The following is a 20,396-nucleotide window of genomic DNA, read 5'->3' as shown; positions in this document are numbered from 1 at the left end:
CGCGGCTTAGCCGTGGGCGCCGAAGTAGTTGGCCACGGCCACCGCCACGCGCAGGTTGAGCGCGTGGGCCCGCTCGATCGGGTCGATGAAGCGGGCGCGGATCGCGCCATAATCTTCGCCCTCATGATCGGGAAAGTCGCTCGGCTCGTCCACGCTGAAATCGGCCACGTGCGGCATCGCCACCGGATAGGCCCGGCGCAGCTGCGCCAGCGCATCGTCCACGCGCAGCGACAGCACCATTTCCAGCACGTCGTCACGGCTCACGTCGTTGGAGCGGGAGAACGGCGGCACCTGCACCGCGCGCAGGAACATGTGCATCAGCAGCGACAGGCGCACGGCCTGCAGCAGACCGATATTGCGCCGTTCGGCATCGACAACCGGATCGCGCCCGGACGGCATGCCCGGCACCAGCGCCAGCAGGCGGTGCAGCTTCATCCAGTCCACCCGCAGGCGCGAGGTCAGGCGGCGGAACACGCCCGAACGATCGTCCTTGGTCAGGTATTCGGCCAGGGCCATGCACGCTGCTTCCAGCGCGGTTTCAGTGCCGCGATAGGGCCGGCTGGCCCAATAGGCGGAATTGAACAGCTCGCCATAGGCGGCCACCGTCTTGATCGAGGCCAGCCCATTGGCCGCGCGCAGCAGGCGCACCAGCTGGTTGCCCCGGTCAGACTGGCCCAGGAGTTCGGCAATCGCCTCCATCTCGTCACCAGCCGCCGTGCCCGCGCCGGCGATCACGTTCACCGGATAGCCGATCTGCTGCAGGATGGCGTTGTGCGGGATCGCGCGGATCTGGCGCAGGCTCATCGAGCGGTCAGCCGAAATGTCGGACTGGCGGCGCGACACGCGGCTGCCCGTGGGCGTCAGCATGCCCAGGCCGAACGCGGTCACCGCGCGGGCATAGGTCGCGCTCTTGAGGTGATCGCGCTGCACCCGGCGGATCGCGCGGTAGAAGTCGAGGCTGAGATCGGTGCGATCATAGAACGGATCGCGCGAGGCCGGTGCGGTAAAGGCCACTTCGGCTTCGGCGATGCGGGCCAGCGTGGCCAGCGCCAGTTCGTCGTTGCGGAAGAACAGATAGCCATCGCCGCCCTGGAAGCTGGCTTCGGCTTCCAGCGCGATGCCCGCCTTGGCAAAGCGGCGGCGCGCCCAGCGGCTGAGCGGCCAGGTCAGGCGATCGGCAAAGCCGGCCGGATGCGCGCCGCGCCCCATGGATTCGCCGTGGGTATCAAACACCAGGGCGGCCACATCGGCCAGCCCGTTGTTGGTCATCGCCTCGGCCAGGCGGCCTTGCAGGCGCTCGATCGCAAGCGCGGCCGGCAGCTGGCCGATAAAGCGCCCGGCGTCGGAAAAGCCGGTCTGGATCGACACGCGGCCGCGGCGGCGCACGTAATCGCGATAGGCTTCCTCGGCCAGCAGCGCTTCCAGGAAGCGGCCGCCATGTTCCAGCGCGGTTTCGGTTTCGAACAAGGGCGAAACGTCGACCTTGTCATCGATGCCGAACAGCTTGGCGAAATAGAGCGCGGCCAGCACGGTCTGCGGCTGTTCGCATTCGGCGATCAGCATGCGGATCGGCGCATCGGCATCGATATGGTGCAGGATCTGCGCCATCGCCAGGAACTGGCGGATCGCGGTGCTGGTCTCGATCGCCAGCGCGGCAAAGTTGACGCGCAGAGGCTTGACCTCGGCCAGCAGCTCGCGCAGCCGCGAGATCGCGCTCTTGCTGGCGATGTCGAGCGTGCCTTCCGGGTCGATCCGGCGGCGCAAGGCGTTGTGAAGCTGCGAGGAATTGACGCGGAAGTGGATCCACCCCATGCCCAGGCCATCGGCGCGCATCGCGCCGGCCAGCGTGGCCAGGCCCACCGCCAGATCGCCATCCTCGGCCCCGGCCGCATCGGCTTCTAGCGTCTCGATCAGCGGCGCCAGGCTGAGCAGCTTGGCCGGATCGTCGGCCGTCATGCGATTGGCGGCAGCGGCCAGCGCTTCGGGCGTATCGAGCGGGCGGGAAAACAGCTCCGCCATGTCAGAGGCATGGATCTGCGCCGCATCAAGCGTGGCGATCAGCGCATGATCGGGCGCCAGGCCAGCCAGGCTGGCACGATAGGTGCCCAGGCGCCGCGCCTTTTCGCGCAGGCGGAACGCGATCGAGGTGTGCCAGCCGATGTCGGTGCGGCCATCCATGTCATAGCCGACCCAGGTGGCAAAGCGGAACGGCAGCGGGCGGAAATCGAGCCAGCGGCCCGGCCAGCGCTGGCGCGCGTGCGAGAGCAGCGTGGCGTTGATGCGGTCGCGCGCGCGGCCGGCGCGCTCGATCGCGTTGCACACCTCAAGGTGTTCGAATTCCAGCGTGATCTTGGGGCCGTGGGCCGGCAGCGCGCAGACCGTGGACGCCAGCGGATCGTCGGCCAGCGCGGCGGTGGCCACGGCATCGGCCTGCGCGGGGTTGAGCAGGAACGTGGGATGGGCGGTAAACACGCCGTGCAGCAGCGGCTTTTCCCAGCGGGCGCGGAACTGGCTGAAGCCATCTTCCTCGTCCAGCAGGGCGGCAATGCGCGACAGGTTTTCCTGCGGATCGGTGGGCGCCACCAGGCGGCGCAGGCGTCCAGCGCGGCTCTGCAAAGCCTCGCATTCCAGCTCGGCCACCAGGCCTTCCATGTCGTCGAGCGACAGGGCGCCGGTTTCCAGATCGCGCGACAGATCGTGGCTCAGCTGGAAAACCGGATTGAACAGCGGCGTTTCAGACGTCCGTTCATGCAGCTTGCGCAAACGGTCCCTAAGCTTTGCGACGGTCTTCATCTGCCGTTTCCCCCCTGCTGGCCTTGCTGCGCCATGCGGCTTTCCTGTCGAGCGAACTTTCCTGCCCGCCACCCGCGCCTGGGCCCCTCAGCCCTTGGCGAGGGCCGAGGCCTCGTGCGCCAGGCGCTCGATCTCGGCCTCGTCCGGCGCGCCCTTGGGCACGACCCAGCTGCCGCCCACGCACAGCACGCGATCAAACGCCAGCCATTCGGGGGCAGTTGCCGCGCTGATCCCGCCGGTGGGGCAGAAGCGCGCCTGATAGAACGGTGCGGCCAGCGCCTTGAGCGCAGGCAACCCGCCCGAGGTGGACGCCGGGAAGAACTTGAAATGCGTCAGCCCCAGGTCAAGGCCACGCATGATATCGGCGGCGCAGGCCGTGCCGGGCAGGAACGGAATACCCGCATCCACCGCCGCCTGGCCCAAGCGATCGGTGAGGCCGGGCGACACGATAAACTCGGCCCCGGCGTCGATCGCGGCCTTGAGTTCATCGGGATTGGTCACCGTGCCGGCGCCGACGATGGCGCCTTCAACGCTTTTCATCGCCGTAATCGCCTCGAGCGCGGCAGGCGTGCGCAGCGTGACTTCAAGAACGCGCAAGCCGCCGGCGACCAGGGCGCGGGCGACTGGCAGGGCATGGGCCACATCATCGATCACCAGCACCGGAATGACAGGCGCCGTGCGCATGATGGCTTCGATCGGCTTCATGAACTCTCCCCGCATTTGGCAGGAGAAAAGCCTAGCCCCTCAACGCGCAGTTGTGCACCCGCTAACAGACCGGGCGCATAGCTATTTCCTCAAAGTGTGGCAAAAACCGCGCCAGCGGCTTGGCTGCCCCGTGTTTCAGTCACACCGCAGAACTGAACTGGTGCCCGCCGCCGCGATAGGCATCGAACAGCACGGCGATGGAGCGGTGATAGGGCGCGCTGTGTGGTGCCAGGACCAGGCGCTGCCCCTCGATACGTGCCAGGCCGCGGGCCACGAACGGCGCCAGGCCGTCGCGCGCTTCGTCCAGCAGGTCGGCCGGCAGGTCTACCGCCTCCTGGCACAGCAGCGTCTCGATCACCGCCGCGCGGCGCTGGTCCTGCACCGTCTGGACCACGCCGCGCGTGCCAGCAAGGCGCCCGCTTTCCAGTTGCTGGCGATAGCGCCCGGCATTCTTTTCGTTCTGCACCAGCAGGCCGGGAAAGACCCCGACCGACGAGGCGCCAAGGCCGATCAGCGCGCCGGCGCTATCGTCGGTAAAGCCCTGGAAGTTGCGGCGCAGCGTACCATTGCGCCGCGCCTTGGCCAGGTCATCATCCGGCAGGGCAAAGTGATCGAATCCGATCGCGTCATAGCCCGCCGCACGCAGCCGCGCCGATCCTTGCGCGGCCATGGCAAAGCGGGTGCGCTGGCCCGGCAGCGCGGCCACGTCGATCCGCCGCTGGCGCGGCACCACGTGCGGCACATGGGCATAGCCGAACAGCGCAACGCGATCGGGCGCCATGGCAATGGCAGTATCCAGCGTCTGGTCGAGCACGGCCTCGTCCTGATGGGGCAGACCATACATCAGGTCGAAATTGATCGAATCCACCCCGGCGCCGCGCAGGCCATCCATCGCGCGGGCAATGTCGTCCTGCGGCTGCACGCGGCCGATCGCCGCCTGCACGCGCGGATCGAAAGTCTGCACGCCCAGGCTCGCTTTGATCACGCCGATCCCGGCGATCGCGGTGAACCATTGCGGCATCAAACTGCGCGGATCGAGTTCAAGCGAGATGACCGGGCGCGCCAGGCGGAAATTGAGCGTGAGCGTATCGATCAGCCTCACGAAATCGGTGGGTGAAATCGCGTTGGGGCTGCCCCCGCCAAAGGCGATCCGCGTGATCCGCGCCTGCGGCCCGATCAGCTGGGCCACCATTTCGATCTCGCGGTGAAGCGCGCCGAGATAGGCGGCAAGGCGCTGGCTGCGGTTGGCAGCACCGGTGTTGCAGCCGCAATACCAGCAGATTTCCTGGCAATAGGGGATATGCAGATAGAGCGAGACCGGCCCGCGCAGCAGGCCCAGCGCCCGCGCTTGCGCATCGGCCAGATCGGCGTCGGCAAATTCGGCCGCTGTGGGATAGCTGGTATAGCGCGGCACCGGCCGCGCCAAGAGTTCGGGATACCAGGTCCAATCATCGAATCGCTCGCCCGATTGCGGCGGGATCGCCCCGGCAATCGCGGCAACGGCGGTGTTCATCTGGGCAGCTGGGCCTGCTTCAAGCGACATCGTCATCGTCCTCCTCGCCACAGCAGCTATCGCCCGTGGCGCGCTTGCGCATTGCGCTATGGCAAATCGCGCAACACGGCGCGGTGCCATCGCCCTGGGGCTTGCGCTGCTGGCCTTGGCCGGGAATGCGGATCACCAGGACATGGCCCGCCTCGCCGCAGATCGGCACGGCAAAGGCACTGCCATCGCCCACCTGCGCCAGCGCGGGCGCCGGCAGCACCAGCCGCAGCACCGCCAGCGCGCAGGCCGGCGTGACCAGCCACAGGCGGACGCGGCGGGTCATGGCTGCCGATCCGCTTCGTCCGCCTCGTCGATCAGGATGCGCGCCGCCGCGCCATCCAGGTCGACGAACTGCCCGCGCCGCAGCGCCCAGAAAAACGCGCAAAGCCCGATCAGGCCCATGCCCAGCGCGATCGGAATGAGAACGGCGATAGAGGTCATGCCACGTCTCCCCTTACCCAAGACAGGCGCAGGGAATTGGCCACGACGATCAACGAAGAGGTCGACATCGCGACCGCCGCGATCAGTGGCGTAACCAACCCCGCCATGGCCAGCGGCACGGCCAACAGGTTATAGACGATCGCCAGCGCAAAGTTCTGGCGCACCACCCGCATCGTGGCGCGGGCCATGGAAACGCAGCGCGGCAGCGCCATGAGCGAGGTGCCGGTAAAGACCACGTCAGCGGCCTGGCGCCCTACGTCGCTGGCCGTGCCCGGCGCGATCGAGGCATGGGCCGCCGCCAGCGCCGGGCCATCGTTGAGCCCGTCGCCCACCATCAGCACCCGGCGCCCGGCCGCCGTCAGCCGCGCGATCGCGTCATGCTTGTCTTGCGGAGAGGCATTGGCCTGCGCGGTCAACCCGGTTTCCCGCGCCACCTGGGCCACCGCCTGGGCATTGTCGCCCGACAGGATCGAGGCTTCCAGCCCCTGACGCCGCAGGGCCGCCAGCGCGGCCTGGGCATCGGGCCGCAGGCAGTCGGCAAAGCCGATCAGGCGCACCGGATCAGTTCCCAGGGCCAGCGCCGCCGCCATGCCGCCGGCGGGCGAGGATGGCCGGCCCAGCGACACGGCAATGCCCTGCCACAGCGCGGTCACCCCGCGTCCAGGCACTTCCTCCACCTCGCTGAGCGGCGCCGCCTTTACCCCGCGCGCGGCCAAAGCCTCAGCCAGGCCCAGCGACAGCGGATGGCGGCTGTGGCTGGCCAGCGCCAGCGCGACGCCGGCTTCCTGTGGCGTCAGTGCATCGAGTGCGCTGGCGTCGGGCACCGGGCGCCCCAGGGTGAGCGTGCCGGTCTTGTCGATCAGCATGCGGTCCACTTCGGCCAGCCGCTCCAGCGCCGAGCCGTCCTTGATCAGCACGCCACGCTTCATCAGCGCGCCCGCCGCGACCACCTGCGCCACCGGCACCGCCAGCCCCAGCGCGCAGGGGCAGGTGATGATCAGCACGGCGATGGCAATCACCAGCGCCTTGTACAGCCCGGCTCCGGCCAGCATCCAGCCGACAAAGGTCAGCGCCGCAAGGCTGTGCACCGCCGGGGCATAGAGGCGCGAAGCCCGATCGGCGATCCGCACATAGCGCGAGCGTGATTGACCGGCCGTCTCCATCAGGCGGGCGATCTCGGCCAGGGCGGTATCCTCGCCGATCGCGCGCACTTCCACGTCGAGCGGCGCCTCTTCATTCAGCGTGCCGGCCAGCACCAGGTCACCCACCTTGGCGGCAACGGCAGCGCTTTCACCGGTCAGCAGCGAACGGTCGAGCCGGCTCGCCCCGCGCAGGATCACACCATCGGCAGCCAGCCGCTCTCCGGCGGCCACGCGCATGATCATGCCCGGCGCCAGGTCTGTTGCCGCCAGCCAAGCGGGCGTGCCATCGGCGGCCACCACCATGGCCCCCGGCGCGGCCTGACGCAGCAGGGCATCCACCCCGGCCCGCGCGCGATCGCGCATCATCGCATCCAGCGCGCGCCCGGCCAGCAGGAACAGCAGCAGCATCAGCGTGCCATCGAACCATGCCTCGGCGCCGTGAGTCACGGTTTCATAGAACGACAGCGCAGTGGCCAGCGTCACGCCGATGGAGATCGGCACATCCATGTTGGTGCGCCCGTGCTTCAAGGCGCCCCATGCCGAGGCAAAGAACGGCCGCCCGGCATAGGCAATCGCCGGCACCCCGATCAGCGCCGAAAGCCAGTGGAACAGATCGCGCGTGGCGCCATCGGCCCCCGACCACACGCTGACCGACAGCAGCATCACGTTCATGCAGGCAAACGCCGCCACGGCCAGCGGTGCCAGCAACGGCCGCACGGCAGAAGGCGCCTGTTCCAGCACGGTGGCGCGCGGCTGCGCGGCAAAGCCGGTGGCCGCCAGCGCCGCCACCAGATCGGGCACGGCCACCCCCGCCACGTGATCGACGCCCACGCTGCGCGCAGTGAGATTGGCGCGCGCGGCAACCACGCCGGGCACGGCAGCCAGCGCCCGCTCCACCTTGCCCATGCAGCCGCCGCAATGCATGCCCGGCACCGACAGCGCGGTGTGCAGCGGTGCCGGTGCCGCCGTATCGGCCGGCGCCAGGGTCTGGGCCGCGCGGGTCATCCCACGTCGCCCATCATGCGCCATGTGGCGCCATGCCCCACGACCTTGAGCTTGATGCGCCAGCGCCCGCCAGGCAGCGCGGCGCGATAATGGCCCGGCGCCGTTTCATTCAGGCTGAGCGCCAGGTCATCACGCAGGCCCAGCGGATGTTCGGCCAGCGCGGTCACCGCCGCCCCGGCAATCGCATGGCCCTGCGCATCGTTCAGCACCACGGCGAGCGCGCCAGTATCGTCGCGCGCGATGCTGCCGGCAAAGCCCAGTGCCTTTTCGCTGCGTGCCTCGCCCAGCCAGCGGTTGAAGTTCTGGCTGGCGACATAGGAATTTTCCACCACCACCCCGCCGAACGTTGACAGGGCAAGCCGCGCCATGACCACGTTGACGATGATCACCACGCCAAAGAACGTGATCAGGATCGCTGCCATATGGCGGCCAGTAAACGGGCGGGCCACGCGCGTGGCGGGCATGGCATCCTGCGGAAGACGATGCTGGGTCATCGGCTGTGCTCCTTGCTAGTCGGTGTCGCCGGGGGCGGAAAATTCGGTCTTCACGGCATCCTGCGCCGGCTGTTCGCCGGGCCCGGCCTGGGCAGTCAGGCGGAAGGTGAAATGCCGCTCTTGCGCGGTACCGCTGGGCACCACGGCATAGATGCGCAGGCGCTGCGTGGTATCTGCCGGCACGGTGAAGCGCAGCGCGGGCCGCGCCGCGGCTGCGTCCATCTCGTCGCTATAGATCGCGCCTTGCGGCAAGCCATCGAGCGACAGCACGACCTGGCGCGGCCGGTCTTCCATGTTGCGCAGCTTGACGGTGAAGCCATTGCGCACCGAACCGTTGGAAAGCTGGACGAATTCAGGGTTGCGATCGCGCGCGACCGACAGGTCGAGCCGGGTGCGCTGGCCCAGCATGAACAGCAGCGCCAGACCGATCCCACCCCACAGGCCCAGGTAGACCAGCGTGCGCGGGCGGAAGATCGCGCGGATCAACGGCTTGGCTGCCCCGCCTTGCCGTTCGTGTTCGGCATCATCGAGCGTGCAATAGTCAATCAGGCCGCGCGCGCGGCCGACCTGGCCCATCACCCGGTCGCAGGCATCGATGCACAGGCCGCAGGTGATGCAGCCAATCTGCGCGCCTTCGCGAATGTCGATCCCGGTGGGGCACACCGCCACGCACTGCTTGCAGTCGATGCAGTCGCCCACTGCGCCAGGCAGGCGCTTGGCCTGCTTGAGCGATCCGCGCGGCTCGCCCCGCCAATCCTTGTAGGTAACGATCAGCGACTTTTCGTCGAGCATGGCCGACTGGATGCGCGGCCAGGGGCACATGTAGACGCACACCTGCTCGCGCATGAATCCGCCCAACCAGAACGTGGTGAACGTGAGCACGGCGACGCAGCCATAGGCGACGCCCGGCGCCGTGCCGGTCCAGAATTCGCGCTGGAGCGTGGGGGCGTCGGCGAAATAGAAAATCCACGCCCCGCCGGTGGCAAAGCTGATGCCCAGGAATATGGCCCACTTGGCCACACGCTTGGTCACCTTGCGCGCCGTCCACGGGGCGCGGTCCAGCGCCAGCTGCGCGTTGCGGTCACCATCGATCAGGCGGTCGACATGCTGGAACAGATCGGTCCACACCGTCTGCGGGCAGGCATAGCCGCACCACGCCCGGCCCACGGCCGATGTGACCAGGAACAGGCCGATGCCCGCCATGATCAGCAGCCCGGCCACGAAATAGAACTCGTGCGGCCAGATTTCGATGCCGAACATGTAGAACCGGCGATGTGCCAGGTCGATCAGCACCGCCTGGTGGGGCGCCCAGGGCCCGCGATCCCAGCGCAGCCACGGCGTGCCCCAATAGACTGCCAGGCAAAACGCCATGACGGCCCATTTGAAGCGCCGGAACCGCCCATCGATCTTGCTCGGGCAAACAGGTTCGCGCCGGGCATAGAGCGATGGTTCGTGGGGTGCCCCACCCCCGCCTTGCGGCGCGGGGGTGGAGGCTACCAGCTTGAGCTTGGGATCAGCGGGCATGGTCTGGGTTACCTTGCTTGGGCAACGGCGGCCGTTGCCGGCGCCGCAGGCGCTGCAGGTGGAAGGGCTTCCCCGCCCCCGCGCGAGTGGACATAGGCGGCCAGCATCTTGATGGTGACCGGGTCCAGCCGCTGCCCCCATGCCGGCATCACGCCCTGGCGGGCATAGGTGACGGTCTGCGTCAGCGTGGCGCGATCGCCACCATAGAGCCAGATCTTGTCATTGAGGCGCGGCGCGCCCACCGTGCGGTTACCCTCGCCATTGGCGCCGTGGCACACGCTGCAGTTGTCGGCAAAGATCTGGGCACCGCGCGTGGACGAAGCATTGGGCTTGTCCTGCCCGCTGATCACGCGCACGTGGCTGACCACGTCCTGTACCTGGGCGGCGGTCAGGATGCCATCCTTGCCAAATGCGGGCATCTGGCTCACGCGGGTCTGCTCGTCACCGGGATAGCGGATGCCGTGTTCCAGCGTCTGGTGGATCGTGGCGATATCGCCGCCCCACAGCCAGTCGTCATCGTTGAGGTTGGGATAGCCCTTGGAGCCGGCCGCGCCCGCGCCATGGCACTGCACGCAGTTCTGCTTGAACGCGGCAGCCCCGCCCTCGATCGCGGCGCGCAGCAGTTGCGGATTGTCCGCCAGCTTTTCCACCGGCGTCGCCGCAATCGCCGCGCGGGTCTGGGCCCGGGCGGCGTCGGCCGCCTTCAGGTCCTTGTCCAGCGCGCCACGGCTGGTCCAGCCCAGCGTGCCCGCGGTTGCCGCATGGCGGCCGGGGATAGCCGGATAGACCACCACATAGCCGATCGCGAAAACGATCGTGGCGTAAAACGTCCACAGCCACCAGCGCGGCAAGGGCGTGTTGAGTTCTTCGATGCCGTCCCATTCGTGTCCGACGGTTTCAACGCCGGTGGGCTCGTCGATGCGCTTGTCAGCCATCGTGATCCTCCGTGAAGATCGAGTTGGCCGCTTCCCTGCCGGAGGACTTGCCCCCGCGGCGGAACGGCCAGATGCACAGGGCCAGGAAAATCGCGCCCATCACCACCAGCGCCCAGCTGTCGGCAAAATGGCGCAGCGCGTCATACGTGCTCATCGCCCCTTCTCCTTTGCCAGGTCTTCCTGGGCAGCAGGCGCATTCACATCCACCAACGTGCCCAGCATCTGGAGATAGGCGACCAGCGCATCCATCTCCGTCAGCTTGGTGGGATCGCCATCGAAGTCGCGCACCTGGGCCTTGGGCCAGCGCTTCTTGAACTCGGTGGCGTTTTCCGGGTCGGCCTGGGCCTTAAGATCGTCGTTGGCCTTGGCGATCTGGTCCTTCGTATAGGGAACGCCGGTGGTGTAGAGCGTTTGCAGCTCTGCCGTCATGTCGCCCTGGTTGAGCGGGCGCCCGGCCAGGAACTGATAGGTCGGCATGATCGATTCCGGCACGACCGAGCGCGGGTCTTTCAGATGCTGGACATGCCATTCATCCGAATACTTGCCGCCCACGCGGGCCAGGTCCGGCCCGGTGCGCTTCGATCCCCACTGGAACGGGTGATCGTACATCGATTCCGCCGCCAGGCTGTAATGGCCATAGCGTTCGGTCTCGTCGCGGAACGGGCGGATCATCTGGCTATGGCAGACATAGCAGCCCTCGCGCACGTAGATGTCGCGGCCGGCCTGCTCCAGCGGGGTGTAGGGGCGCATCCCCTCCACCTTCTCGATGGTGTTGTCGATCCAGAACAGCGGGGCGATTTCCACGATCCCGCCGATCGTCACCGCGGCAAAGGCAAGGACTGCCAGCAGGGTGACATTGCGCTCCAGCGTCTTGTGACGCTCAACAATGCTGGACATTGTTCGAGTTTCCTTATCTCGCGGGCGGTCAGGCCGGCTGGGCCACGATGGGGCGATCCTTGGCGGGATCGAATGCGGCATCATGCATGGGTGCTTCGGTGCGATACTGGCCCAGGATCGTCTTGGTGATGTTGATCACCATGATCACCCCGCCGCTCAGGTAGAGCAGGCCACCAAAGGCACGCAGGGCATACATCGGGTGCAGCGCGGCCACGGTTTCGGCAAAGCTGTTCACCAGATAGCCGTCAGGCCCATATTCGCGCCACATCAGCCCTTGGGTGATCCCTGCCACCCACATCGAGGCGGCATAGAACACGATGCCCAGCGTGGCGCACCAGAAGTGCCAGTTGACCATGCGCAGCGAATAAAGCCGCTCGCGGTTCCACAGGCGCGGCACCAGGTAATAAAGCGCCCCGAACGTCACCATGCCGTTCCAGCCGAGTGCGCCGGAATGCACGTGGCCGATGGTCCAGTCGGTATAGTGCGAGAGCGAGTTGACGCTCTTCACGCTCATCATCGGGCCTTCGAACGTGCTCATGCCATAGAACGCCAGGCTCATCACCAGCATGCGCATGATCGGGTCCGTGCGGATCTTGTCCCACGCGCCGTTCAGCGTCATCAGGCCGTTGATCATGCCGCCCCAGCTCGGCATCCACAGCATGACCGAGAAGACCATGCCCAGCGTCTGCGCCCAATCGGGCAGCGCGGTATAGTGCAGGTGGTGCGGGCCAGCCCAGATATAGAGGAAGATCAGCGCCCAGAAGTGGATGATCGACAGCCGATAGGAATAGACCGGGCGTTCGGCCTGCTTGGGCACGAAGTAATACATCATGCCCAGGAAGCCGGCGGTCAGGAAAAAGCCCACCGCGTTGTGGCCATACCACCACTGCACCAGCGCCCCCTGCACCCCGGCAAAGACCGGGTAGGACCGCGATCCGAACAGGCTGACGGGAATGTTGAGGTTGTTGACGATGTGCAGCATCGCCACGGTCAGGATGAACGAGAGGTAGAACCAATTGGCCACATAGATGTGCGGCTCATGGCGCTTGATGATCGTGCCGACGAAGACCGCCAGATAGGCCACCCAGACGATGGTCAGCCACAGGTCGGTGTACCATTCCGGTTCGGCATATTCCTTGCCCTGCGTGATCCCCAGCAGATAACCGGTCGCCGCGATGACGATGAACAGCTGATAACCCCAGAACACGAAACGGGCGAGGCCGGGGAAGGCCAGCCTCGCCCGGCAGGTGCGCTGCACGACGTAGAACGACGTGGCGATCAGCGCATTGCCTCCGAAAGCGAAAATGACCGCCGAGGTGTGCAGCGGGCGCAGGCGGCCGAAGTTGATCCACTCCAGCCCGAGGTTGAGCTGGGGCCAGGTCAGCTCCAGCGCGATCCACAGGCCGGCGGTAAATCCGGCAATCCCCCAGAAAACCGTGGCGATAACGCCCCAGCGAATCACATCGTCGTCATAGCGGCCCTGATCGGGCATGCGCAGGATACCGCGCACTGCATTGTCGACGCTCTTGCCGCTGATGGTAACCCACAGCGCGATGGCGGCGGCGATCCCGAAGATCGCCATATGAATCGCAAAACCCTGGTCAACTGCCAGAGCACAGGCAACCACCGCCAGGACAAGCGCGCCAAACCATAGGCCGGCGCGCAACAGAACCTGTTCCATGGACCCTTCCCTTCCATGCCAAACTACAGATTGTGCCCCTGCGCCGATTGCCGGTCTTTCACATTGATACGAGTCAAATAACCTGTGCGGTGAACGAATTGTTGGGAACTTGCGCTTTTTTGCGTTGCGTCAATGTACCGAATCGCGCCGCCCGCCATTGACGGTGCCACGCCAGAGGGAACGGAGCCTGCGAGGGGCAGGCCGCCTGCAGTGGCGCAGCCTGCAGCGGTGCATGCTGCATCTGACTAGGAAACGCGTGATGAAAAAGGTTCTTGGCAAAGCTCTTGGTGCCGCCGCCCTGGCGCTGGCGTTCGCTTCTCCCGCGCTGGCGGCCGACGAGGCACCGGCCGGCAAGTGGCAGGTCAAGGTGCTGGCCACCTCGGTTCTGGCCGATGGCAAGATCACCGCGGTGCGCAAGGATCTGATCGGCCTGCCCGCCGGCGCGCAGACCGATGCCAGCAACAACAGCTTCACCCCCACGCTGGCGATCGAATACTTCGCCCTGCCCAATGTCTCGGTCGAAACGATCTGCTGCTTTACCGCGCACCACGTCACCGGGGCGGGCTCGCTCGCCGGGGCCGCGCTGGTCGATCACGCGCTGATCCTGCCCGCCACTGTCACGGCCAAGTATCACCTCACCCTGCCGGGCGGCATCAAGCCCTATGTCGGCGCCGGTGGGGCCTGGTTCTTCTATATCGACGAACGCGCGGGCGCGACCGCCCAGGCACTGGGTGCCACGCGCGTAAAGCTCGATAACGATGCCGGTGTCGTGGTCCAGGGTGGCATCGACATTCCGATCACCAAGACCGGTCTTGGCCTTACGCTCGATGCCAAGAAGTATTGGATCAGCACCACCGCGCACTTCTACACCGCCAACGGCACCGAAGCGCTCACCACCCGCCACCGCATGGACCCGTGGGTACTCAGCGCCGGCGTCGCCTACCGCTTCTAAGCCCTTGCACCGATAGCCCTGCATATCCGTCGTATGCAGGGCCAGCGGGCGGGTCGGTCCAGGGTCTGGGATCCCCTGGTATCGGCCCGCCCGTTTTCATGTGCGCCAACCACGTCCATGGGTGCGCCGCAGCCTTGACAGACGATCGTCTCCGTCACAAAAAATTTCAAATAAATAGAATATGCTAAATCAGGCGGGTGGTCCGGCTGCCGGCCCCTGTGGCCCAATGCGACGGCCCGCCCCCATCGCACGCAGGAGACGACATACATGGCTGCCAAGGCTAAACGAAAAATCCTCATCGCCCTCGGGCTCATGCTGGCCAGTGAGAGCGGTGGCGTGGAACAGGCTTTGGCGCAGCGCGCACAGGCGATTACCTATGCCGGCAAGCTCGATCGCCGCAATCCCCGCGATGGCGAAATCTATGCCAGCTATCCGATCCAGTTGACTGCGGGCAAGCGCTACGAAATCGGCGTGGATTCCGAGGCGTTCGATCCGGCCATGACGCTGACCGATCCCGATGCCGAAGTGATCGCCGACGATGATGACGGCGGCGAAGGCAACAACGCGCTGCTCGATTTTTCCCCGACGCGCAGCGGCACCTATCGCGTCCGCGTCAAGGCCGTGGACGGCGCCAAGCCCGGCGCGGACTACAAGCTGACCTTGCGCGAGGTGCGCCCCCTGCCCGCCCCGATCAAGGCCAAGCCGCAAAGCACCACCGCGCTGCGCCTGGAAACCTATGGCGGCACGCTGGAAGCGTCTGATGGCGAAATCCGCGGCAAGTACGAGGACGAGTTCATCTTCCACGTCAACAGCGGCCAGACCATGCTGTTCTTCCTGAAGAGCGACGCGATCGACCCGGTGCTGCAGATCTTCGATGCGCAAGGCAAGACGACCGACCAGCCGATCACCCAGGATGATGACAGCGGCGGCGGCAAGAATGCATTCATTGCATTCACGCCGGATACGGAAGGCGATTATATCGTCCGCGTGACCAGCGCGAACAATGGCGAGACCGGCGCCTATGCGCTGCGCGCTGCGGCCATGCCGGAAAGCTGATCGGCCATGCAAATCACTGGCATGTGGTGGCCGTATCGGCGCAAGGCGCTGTCCGGTTCACCACATCGCCTGCTGATCGTGTGATCGGCGCGGCGGCTGGATCAGCCGGCGAGCGCCACCAGCGAGGCGCGATTGAGAATTTCCACGTCGCGGCGCGCCGGCAGGTCGATCACGCCCTCGTTCTTGAGCTTGGTGAACTGGCGGCTGACGGTCTCGATCGTCAGGCCCAGCACGTCGGCCACCTGCTGGCGCGAGAACGGCAGGGTAAAGCGCTTGGCCGGGCCGCGCGTGATCGGGGTACAGCCGGTTTCGGCCAGGCGATCCGACATTTCCAGCAGGAACGTCGCGATCTTTTCCGGCGCCGTCTTGCGGCCCAGCAGCATCATCCACGACCGCGTGCGATCAAGCTCGGCCAGGGTGCGTTCCAGCAGCTTGTGCTCCAGCTCGGGATGGCTGCGGGCAAAGCGATCGAAATCATTGCGTGAGAACACGCAGACCCGCGCATCGGTCAGCGCCACGACACTGGCCTTGCTCGTCTGACCGAACGGGCGCCCGATGAAGTCGGACGGATAGGCCACGCCCACGATCTGCTCGCGACCATCCTCGGTGCTCGTCGTCAGCTTGAGCACGCCATCGATCACATTGGCGACCAGCAGCGAATCGTCGTCTTCCCAGATCAACGGCTCCCCAGCAGACACGCTGCGGCGGCGCCCAATGGCATTGAGCGCGACAATCTCCTGATTGTCGAGTCCGGCACAGATGGCCCGGTTGCGGACGACGCAGGTTTCGCAAGAAGACATGGCCGTGCAATTACCATCTTGCGCGCGCCAAGACAATGACAAGACACGGCCTTATTAGACCAAAGTGTGATAAGGCCACCCCAACGAAAAGGGGGGCGGCAAGCAAGGCATGCCGCCCGAGTTGGGGAGAAATCACGCGAAACGAACAGGCTGTCCGGGTTGGAAAGACCTGTTCCCTTCGGCGATTTCCGGTCTAGGCCGATCGCGTGGGGTCCGCTTTGATCCGCGTCAACCATGCCACAATTAGCGCGGAAATGGCGCAAATTGGTGGCCGTGCGCGGGCAATCACACGCCCTGGGCGATCTCTACCGCATCGTGATACTGGCCACGGAAAAACAGCAGCGGCGTTCCCCCGGCCCGCGCATCCAGCGCCTCAACCGCGCCGACCACCAGCCAGTGATCGCCGATATCGTCCACCCGCTCGATGCGGCAGTCGATCCAGGCGAGCGCGTTGTCGAGCAGCGGCTGCCCGGACGGCGTGTGGCCATGGGCCAGTTCTGCAAACTTGTCGTCGGCGCGGGCGGCAAAGCGGCGACACAGGTCCAGCTGGTCGGCGCCCAGCACATTGACGCAAAACCGCCCGGTCGCGGCAATCCGCGGCCAGGAACTCGATCGCTTGTCAGGGAAAAAGCCCACCAGCGGCGGATCAAGCGAAATCGACGTGAACGAACCGACCACCAGGCCCGTGCGCACGCCCGCCTCGTCGACCGAGGTGATCACGCAAACGCCGGTGGGGTAGGCGCCCAGAACGGTGCGGAAATGCTTGGGATCGATCATGGAGTCCTCGCCTGGGTCAAAGTTATCGCTGCGCTGCGTCAATCGCCGATCCGGGCAACTTCCTCAAGCACCCTGTCGGCCCATTCAGGCCGACAGATCAAAACATCGGGCAGCCAGGTATCGGCGTTGTTGTAGACCAGCGGCGCGCCGTCGATGCGCGAGACATGCAGGCCGGCGCCGGCCGCCACGGCCACGGGCGCGCAGTTGTCCCATTCATACTGACCGCCCGAATGCAGATAGATTTCCGCCTGGCCGCGCACCACGGCCATAGCCTTGGCCCCGGCACTGCCCATCGGCAGCAGTTCGCCGCCAATCGCGCGGGCCACTTCCACCGCTTCATGCGCGGGGCGCGACCGGCTGACCAGCAGGCGTGGCACCGTCGACATGGCAGGCAGAACGCCCACGCCGCCGCTGTCGAGCACGAGGTCCTCTCCCGGTAACGCCACCGCGCCCAGCACGGCCTTGCCATCGATCGCCAGGCCCACGTGCACCGCCCAATCGGCGCGGCCTTCGCCATATTCGCGCGTGCCGTCCAGCGGATCGATGATCCACACACGGCTTTTGCCAAGCCGTGCCGGCGTGTCGGCCGTTTCCTCGCTCAGCACGCCATCGTCAGGCCGGTGTTGCGCGATCTGCGCCATGAGAAAGGCATTGGCCCGCGCATCGCCCTCGCCGCCCAAGGCCTTGCCCTCGTGCGTGCCAGCAGCGCGCAAATCCATCAGGATGCGCCCCGCCTCAGCGGCCAGATGCCGCGCCAGCGCCAGATCGTCCATTCGCCTTCCCCCCTGCGATCCGGTCAGATCACCGGCATCCACGCGCCGATCACCCGCTCCACGATCCGCTCGGCGGCGTCTTCGGGGCTTTCGCGCGTGGTGTCCACCCGGATTTCGGGATTTTCGGGCCGTTCATAGGGGCTGTCGATCCCGGTGAAGTTCTTGAGCTGTCCGCTGCGCGCCTTTTTATACAGGCCCTTCACGTCACGCTTTTCCGCCTCTTCCAGCGGGGTGTCGATGAACACCTCGACGAACTCACCCACCGGCAGCAGGCTGCGCACCAGCTCGCGCTCGGCGCGGAACGGGCTGATGAACGCGGTCAGCACGATGAGGCCAGCATCGGTCATCAGCTTGGCCACTTCGCCCACGCGGCGGATGTTCTCGATGCGGTCGGCGTCGGTAAAGCCCAGGTCCTTGTTCAGGCCATGGCGGACATTGTCGCCATCGAGCAGGAACGTGTGCTTGCCCAGGGCATGCAGCTTCTTTTCCACCAGGTTGGCAATGGTCGATTTGCCCGAGCCGGACAGCCCGGTGAACCACAGCACCGCCGGTTCCTGCATCTTGAGCGCGGCATGCGCCTTGCGCGTCACGTCCAGCGCCTGCCAGTGCACGTTCTGGGCCCGGCGCAGGCTGAAATTGAGCATGCCGGCGCCAACCGTGGCGTTGGTGATCTTGTCGATCAGGATAAACCCGCCCAGCGTGCGGCTTTGCGCATAGGGTTCGAACACCAGCGCCTTGTCGGTTACCACCTCGGCAACGCCGATCGCGTTGAGTTCCAGCGTCTTGGCCGCCAGGCGCTCCATCGTGTTGACGTTCACGACATATTCGGGCGCCCGCACCGTGGCCGAAACGGTCTGCGTCCCCAGCTTGAGCCAATAGGCACGGCCGGGCGTCAAGGCTTCATCAGCCATCCACACCAGCGTCGCTTCGAACTGGTCGGCCGCCTCGGGCGGATTGTCGGCGAGCGCGATCACGTCTCCACGCGAGCAGTCGATTTCATCGGCCAGCGTCAGGGTTACGGCTTGGCCGGCCTGCGCCTGGTCCAGATCGCCTTCCAGCGTGACGATCCGCGTCACCGTGCTGGTCTTGCCCGAAGGCAACACGCGCACGCTATCGCCCGGCTTGACGCTGCCGCTGGAAATCAGGCCGGAAAAGCCCCGGAAATCCAGGTTCGGGCGGTTGACCCATTGCACCGGCATGCGGAACGGGCGGGCCAGATCGTCGGCCCCGCGCACCGGAACGGTTTCCAGGTGGGCAATCAGCGAAGGCCCGGTGTACCACGGCGTATTGGCCGAAGGCGCCGTCACGTTGTCGCCGGCAAAGCCCGAGATCGGCAGCGCGGTGAACGCCTCGATGCCGATGCTGCTGGCAAAGGCGCGATACTCGGCCACGATCTCGTCAAACCGGGCCTGGCTGTAATCGACCAGGTCCATCTTGTTGACCGCCAGCACGATGTTGCGGATGCCCAGGAGGTGGCAGAGGTAGGAATGGCGCCGGGTCTGCACCAGCACGCCCTTGCGCGCATCGATCAGGATCACCGCGAGGTCGGCGGTAGAGGCGCCGGTCACCATGTTGCGGGTGTATTGTTCGTGCCCGGGGCAATCGGCGACGATGAACTTGCGCTTTTCGGTGTTGAAAAAGCGATAGGCCACGTCGATCGTGATGCCCTGCTCCCGCTCTGCCGCAAGCCCATCGACCAGCAGCGCGAAATCGATCGCCTGGCCTTGAGTGCCCACCTTCTTGCTGTCGTTTTCCAGCGCCGCCAGCTGATCTTCAAAGATCATCTTGGAATCATAGAGCAGCCGCCCGATCAGCGTGGACTTGCCATCGTCCACCGACCCGCAGGTGATGAAGCGCAGCATGGTCTTGTGCTGATGGGTATCGAGATAGGCGTCGATATCCTGCGCGATCAGGGCATCGGTGACGTAAACCGGATCGGTCATCAGAAATACCCCTGCTGCTTCTTCACTTCCATGCCGGCGCCGCCAGCATCCTTGTCGATCACGCGGCCCTGGCGCTCGCTGGTGGTGGTCAGCAGGGTTTCCTGGATCACTTCGGGCAACGTCGCCGCGCTGCTTTCCACCGCGCCGGTCAGCGGGAAACAGCCCAGCGTGCGGAAGCGGATGGAGCGCTCGACGATCTCGGGCCGATAGCCCAAGACCTTTTCCAGGCGCGGGATATCATCGGCCATGAACAGCTGCCCGTCCCATTCATAGGTCGGGCGCACCGCGGCAAAATAGAGCGGCACGATCGGCACGTCGTTGAGGTGGATGTATTGCCAGATGTCCAGCTCGGTCCAGTTGCTGATCGGAAAGACGCGGATGCTCTCGCCCTTGTTCTTGCGGGCGTTATAGAGGTTCCAAAGCTCGGGCCGCTGGTTCTTGGGGTCCCAGCCATGGCTGGCGGTGCGGAACGAAAAGATGCGCTCCTTGGCCCGGCTCTTTTCCTCGTCGCGCCGGGCGCCGCCAAACGCCGCGTCAAAGCCATAGAGGTCGAGCGCCTGCTTGAGGCCCTCGGTCTTCCACATATCGGTGTGGAGCGCGCCGTGATCGAACGGATTGATGCCGCGCGCCTGGGCTTCGGGGTTCTGATAGACCAGCAGGTCCATCCCGCTTTCGCGCGCCATGCGATCGCGCAGAGCATACATGTCCTGGAATTTCCAGGTGGTATCGACGTGCAACAGCGGAAACGGCGGCGGCGCGGGATAGAACGCCTTGCGCGCCAGATGCAGCATCACCGCGCTGTCCTTGCCCACCGAATAGAGCATGACCGGCGCCTGTGCCTCGGCCACGACTTCGCGCATGATGTGGATCGCCTCGGCTTCAAGGCGCTGGAGATGGGTGAGCGATGGGCTGGTCATGGCGCCGCCTTTGGCACA

At 66.1% G+C, this 20,396-nt stretch carries 19 protein-coding genes; 2 read left to right on the top strand and 17 right to left on the bottom strand.

The features are described from left to right. Positions 1 to 6: 6 nt before the first annotated feature. The 12 genes from SCA01S_RS11190 to ccoN all read right to left on the bottom strand — a co-directional run bounded on the left by SCA01S_RS11190 (position 7) and on the right by ccoN (position 13,160). On the bottom strand, positions 7 to 2,793 hold the full coding sequence (locus tag SCA01S_RS11190; protein ID WP_062785528.1) for a phosphoenolpyruvate carboxylase: 2,787 nt from the start codon (positions 2,791 to 2,793) through the stop codon (positions 7 to 9). 87 nt (positions 2,794 to 2,880) lie between these two features. Continuing rightward, complete coding sequence (eda, locus tag SCA01S_RS11185; RefSeq protein ID WP_022674609.1) at positions 2,881 to 3,498, bottom strand: bifunctional 4-hydroxy-2-oxoglutarate aldolase/2-dehydro-3-deoxy-phosphogluconate aldolase; 618 nt, start codon at positions 3,496 to 3,498, stop codon at positions 2,881 to 2,883. Positions 3,499 to 3,637: 139 nt separating this feature from the next. Continuing rightward, positions 3,638 to 5,041: an oxygen-independent coproporphyrinogen III oxidase gene (hemN, locus tag SCA01S_RS11180; RefSeq protein ID WP_245652523.1), complete on the bottom strand. Its 1,404-nt coding sequence runs from the start codon at positions 5,039 to 5,041 to the stop codon at positions 3,638 to 3,640. Next, entirely contained in the window at positions 5,031 to 5,324 is a 294-nt protein-coding gene (locus tag SCA01S_RS11175; protein WP_062785524.1) for a hypothetical protein, read from the bottom strand. The genes hemN and SCA01S_RS11175 overlap by 11 nt, the downstream gene beginning before the upstream one ends. After that, a complete protein-coding gene (gene ccoS / locus SCA01S_RS11170) occupies positions 5,321 to 5,482 on the bottom strand; it encodes a cbb3-type cytochrome oxidase assembly protein CcoS (protein WP_062785522.1) in 162 nt (53 codons plus the stop codon). The genes SCA01S_RS11175 and ccoS overlap by 4 nt, the downstream gene beginning before the upstream one ends. Next, entirely contained in the window at positions 5,479 to 7,629 is a 2,151-nt protein-coding gene (locus SCA01S_RS11165) for a heavy metal translocating P-type ATPase (RefSeq protein ID WP_062785519.1), read from the bottom strand. Before SCA01S_RS11165 ends, ccoS begins: the two co-directional genes overlap by 4 nt. Further along, positions 7,626 to 8,123, bottom strand: a complete 498-nt coding sequence (locus SCA01S_RS11160) for a FixH family protein (RefSeq protein WP_245652522.1) — start codon at positions 8,121 to 8,123, stop codon at positions 7,626 to 7,628. The genes SCA01S_RS11165 and SCA01S_RS11160 overlap by 4 nt, the downstream gene beginning before the upstream one ends. A 15-nt stretch (positions 8,124 to 8,138) precedes the next feature. Further along, the gene (gene ccoG / locus SCA01S_RS11155; protein ID WP_084390941.1) at positions 8,139 to 9,647 is read right to left on the bottom strand and encodes a cytochrome c oxidase accessory protein CcoG; all 1,509 of its coding nucleotides are present in this window, start codon (positions 9,645 to 9,647) and stop codon (positions 8,139 to 8,141) included. A gap of 8 nt (positions 9,648 to 9,655) precedes the next feature. Further along, positions 9,656 to 10,582, bottom strand: a complete 927-nt coding sequence (gene ccoP / locus SCA01S_RS11150; RefSeq protein ID WP_062785517.1) for a cytochrome-c oxidase, cbb3-type subunit III — start codon at positions 10,580 to 10,582, stop codon at positions 9,656 to 9,658. Further along, the gene (locus SCA01S_RS11145; RefSeq protein ID WP_022676398.1) at positions 10,575 to 10,736 is read right to left on the bottom strand and encodes a CcoQ/FixQ family Cbb3-type cytochrome c oxidase assembly chaperone; all 162 of its coding nucleotides are present in this window, start codon (positions 10,734 to 10,736) and stop codon (positions 10,575 to 10,577) included. Before SCA01S_RS11145 ends, ccoP begins: the two co-directional genes overlap by 8 nt. After that, positions 10,733 to 11,479 (bottom strand): cytochrome-c oxidase, cbb3-type subunit II, encoded by a 747-nt coding sequence (gene ccoO / locus SCA01S_RS11140; RefSeq protein WP_022676399.1) that lies wholly within the window; start codon positions 11,477 to 11,479, stop codon positions 10,733 to 10,735. The genes SCA01S_RS11145 and ccoO overlap by 4 nt, the downstream gene beginning before the upstream one ends. Before the next feature lie 28 nt (positions 11,480 to 11,507). After that, positions 11,508 to 13,160 (bottom strand): cytochrome-c oxidase, cbb3-type subunit I, encoded by a 1,653-nt coding sequence (gene ccoN, locus SCA01S_RS11135; protein WP_062785515.1) that lies wholly within the window; start codon positions 13,158 to 13,160, stop codon positions 11,508 to 11,510. A gap of 259 nt (positions 13,161 to 13,419) precedes the next feature. Between ccoN and SCA01S_RS11130 the strand changes: the two genes are divergently transcribed. Further along, positions 13,420 to 14,112 carry an OmpW/AlkL family protein gene (locus SCA01S_RS11130; protein WP_062785513.1) on the top strand — a complete coding sequence of 231 codons (693 nt, stop codon included), beginning with the start codon at positions 13,420 to 13,422 and terminating at the stop codon, positions 14,110 to 14,112. Positions 14,113 to 14,379: 267 nt separating this feature from the next. Continuing rightward, positions 14,380 to 15,168 (top strand): PPC domain-containing protein, encoded by a 789-nt coding sequence (locus SCA01S_RS11125; RefSeq protein ID WP_084390940.1) that lies wholly within the window; start codon positions 14,380 to 14,382, stop codon positions 15,166 to 15,168. 101 nt (positions 15,169 to 15,269) lie between these two features. Here SCA01S_RS11125 and SCA01S_RS11120 read toward each other — a convergent pair whose 3' ends face one another. The 5 genes from SCA01S_RS11120 to cysD all read right to left on the bottom strand — a co-directional run bounded on the left by SCA01S_RS11120 (position 15,270) and on the right by cysD (position 20,378). Further along, positions 15,270 to 15,968: a Crp/Fnr family transcriptional regulator gene (locus SCA01S_RS11120; RefSeq protein WP_022676403.1), complete on the bottom strand. Its 699-nt coding sequence runs from the start codon at positions 15,966 to 15,968 to the stop codon at positions 15,270 to 15,272. A gap of 285 nt (positions 15,969 to 16,253) precedes the next feature. Then, positions 16,254 to 16,745: a flavin reductase family protein gene (locus SCA01S_RS11115; protein ID WP_022676404.1), complete on the bottom strand. Its 492-nt coding sequence runs from the start codon at positions 16,743 to 16,745 to the stop codon at positions 16,254 to 16,256. A gap of 38 nt (positions 16,746 to 16,783) precedes the next feature. Then, positions 16,784 to 17,518, bottom strand: coding sequence for a 3'(2'),5'-bisphosphate nucleotidase CysQ (locus tag SCA01S_RS11110; protein ID WP_062785509.1), 735 nt, complete (start codon positions 17,516 to 17,518; stop codon positions 16,784 to 16,786). Between the two features lie 23 nt (positions 17,519 to 17,541). After that, a complete protein-coding gene (cysN, locus tag SCA01S_RS11105; RefSeq protein WP_062785507.1) occupies positions 17,542 to 19,461 on the bottom strand; it encodes a sulfate adenylyltransferase subunit CysN in 1,920 nt (639 codons plus the stop codon). After that, positions 19,461 to 20,378, bottom strand: a complete 918-nt coding sequence (cysD, locus tag SCA01S_RS11100; protein WP_022676407.1) for a sulfate adenylyltransferase subunit CysD — start codon at positions 20,376 to 20,378, stop codon at positions 19,461 to 19,463. Before cysD ends, cysN begins: the two co-directional genes overlap by 1 nt. Positions 20,379 to 20,396: the final 18 nt, after the last annotated feature.

The organism is Novosphingobium capsulatum NBRC 12533 (assembly GCF_001598375.1).
In the GTDB taxonomy this organism is placed as follows: Bacteria; Pseudomonadota; Alphaproteobacteria; order Sphingomonadales; family Sphingomonadaceae; genus Novosphingobium; species Novosphingobium capsulatum.
The sequence above is the reverse complement of the archived record's forward strand: the minus strand, read 5'-3'. Positions and strand labels throughout refer to the sequence as shown.

Excerpts from the sequence above, each read along its gene's own strand:
- SCA01S_RS11190 (WP_062785528.1), bottom strand. The coding sequence starts at position 2,793 with ATGAAGACCGTCGCAAAGCTTAGGGACCGTTTGCGCAAGCTGCATGAA.
- eda (WP_022674609.1), bottom strand. The coding sequence starts at position 3,498 with ATGAAGCCGATCGAAGCCATCATGCGCACGGCGCCTGTCATTCCGGTG.
- hemN (WP_245652523.1), bottom strand. The coding sequence starts at position 5,041 with ATGTCGCTTGAAGCAGGCCCAGCTGCCCAGATGAACACCGCCGTTGCC.
- SCA01S_RS11175 (WP_062785524.1), bottom strand. The coding sequence starts at position 5,324 with ATGACCCGCCGCGTCCGCCTGTGGCTGGTCACGCCGGCCTGCGCGCTG.
- ccoS (WP_062785522.1), bottom strand. The coding sequence starts at position 5,482 with ATGACCTCTATCGCCGTTCTCATTCCGATCGCGCTGGGCATGGGCCTG.
- SCA01S_RS11165 (WP_062785519.1), bottom strand. The coding sequence starts at position 7,629 with ATGACCCGCGCGGCCCAGACCCTGGCGCCGGCCGATACGGCGGCACCG.
- SCA01S_RS11160 (WP_245652522.1), bottom strand. The coding sequence starts at position 8,123 with ATGACCCAGCATCGTCTTCCGCAGGATGCCATGCCCGCCACGCGCGTG.
- ccoG (WP_084390941.1), bottom strand. The coding sequence starts at position 9,647 with ATGCCCGCTGATCCCAAGCTCAAGCTGGTAGCCTCCACCCCCGCGCCG.
- ccoP (WP_062785517.1), bottom strand. The coding sequence starts at position 10,582 with ATGGCTGACAAGCGCATCGACGAGCCCACCGGCGTTGAAACCGTCGGA.
- SCA01S_RS11145 (WP_022676398.1), bottom strand. The coding sequence starts at position 10,736 with ATGAGCACGTATGACGCGCTGCGCCATTTTGCCGACAGCTGGGCGCTG.
- ccoO (WP_022676399.1), bottom strand. The coding sequence starts at position 11,479 with ATGTCCAGCATTGTTGAGCGTCACAAGACGCTGGAGCGCAATGTCACC.
- ccoN (WP_062785515.1), bottom strand. The coding sequence starts at position 13,160 with ATGGAACAGGTTCTGTTGCGCGCCGGCCTATGGTTTGGCGCGCTTGTC.
- SCA01S_RS11130 (WP_062785513.1), top strand. The coding sequence starts at position 13,420 with ATGAAAAAGGTTCTTGGCAAAGCTCTTGGTGCCGCCGCCCTGGCGCTG.
- SCA01S_RS11125 (WP_084390940.1), top strand. The coding sequence starts at position 14,380 with ATGGCTGCCAAGGCTAAACGAAAAATCCTCATCGCCCTCGGGCTCATG.
- SCA01S_RS11120 (WP_022676403.1), bottom strand. The coding sequence starts at position 15,968 with ATGTCTTCTTGCGAAACCTGCGTCGTCCGCAACCGGGCCATCTGTGCC.
- SCA01S_RS11115 (WP_022676404.1), bottom strand. The coding sequence starts at position 16,745 with ATGATCGATCCCAAGCATTTCCGCACCGTTCTGGGCGCCTACCCCACC.
- SCA01S_RS11110 (WP_062785509.1), bottom strand. The coding sequence starts at position 17,518 with ATGGACGATCTGGCGCTGGCGCGGCATCTGGCCGCTGAGGCGGGGCGC.
- cysN (WP_062785507.1), bottom strand. The coding sequence starts at position 19,461 with ATGACCGATCCGGTTTACGTCACCGATGCCCTGATCGCGCAGGATATC.
- cysD (WP_022676407.1), bottom strand. The coding sequence starts at position 20,378 with ATGACCAGCCCATCGCTCACCCATCTCCAGCGCCTTGAAGCCGAGGCG.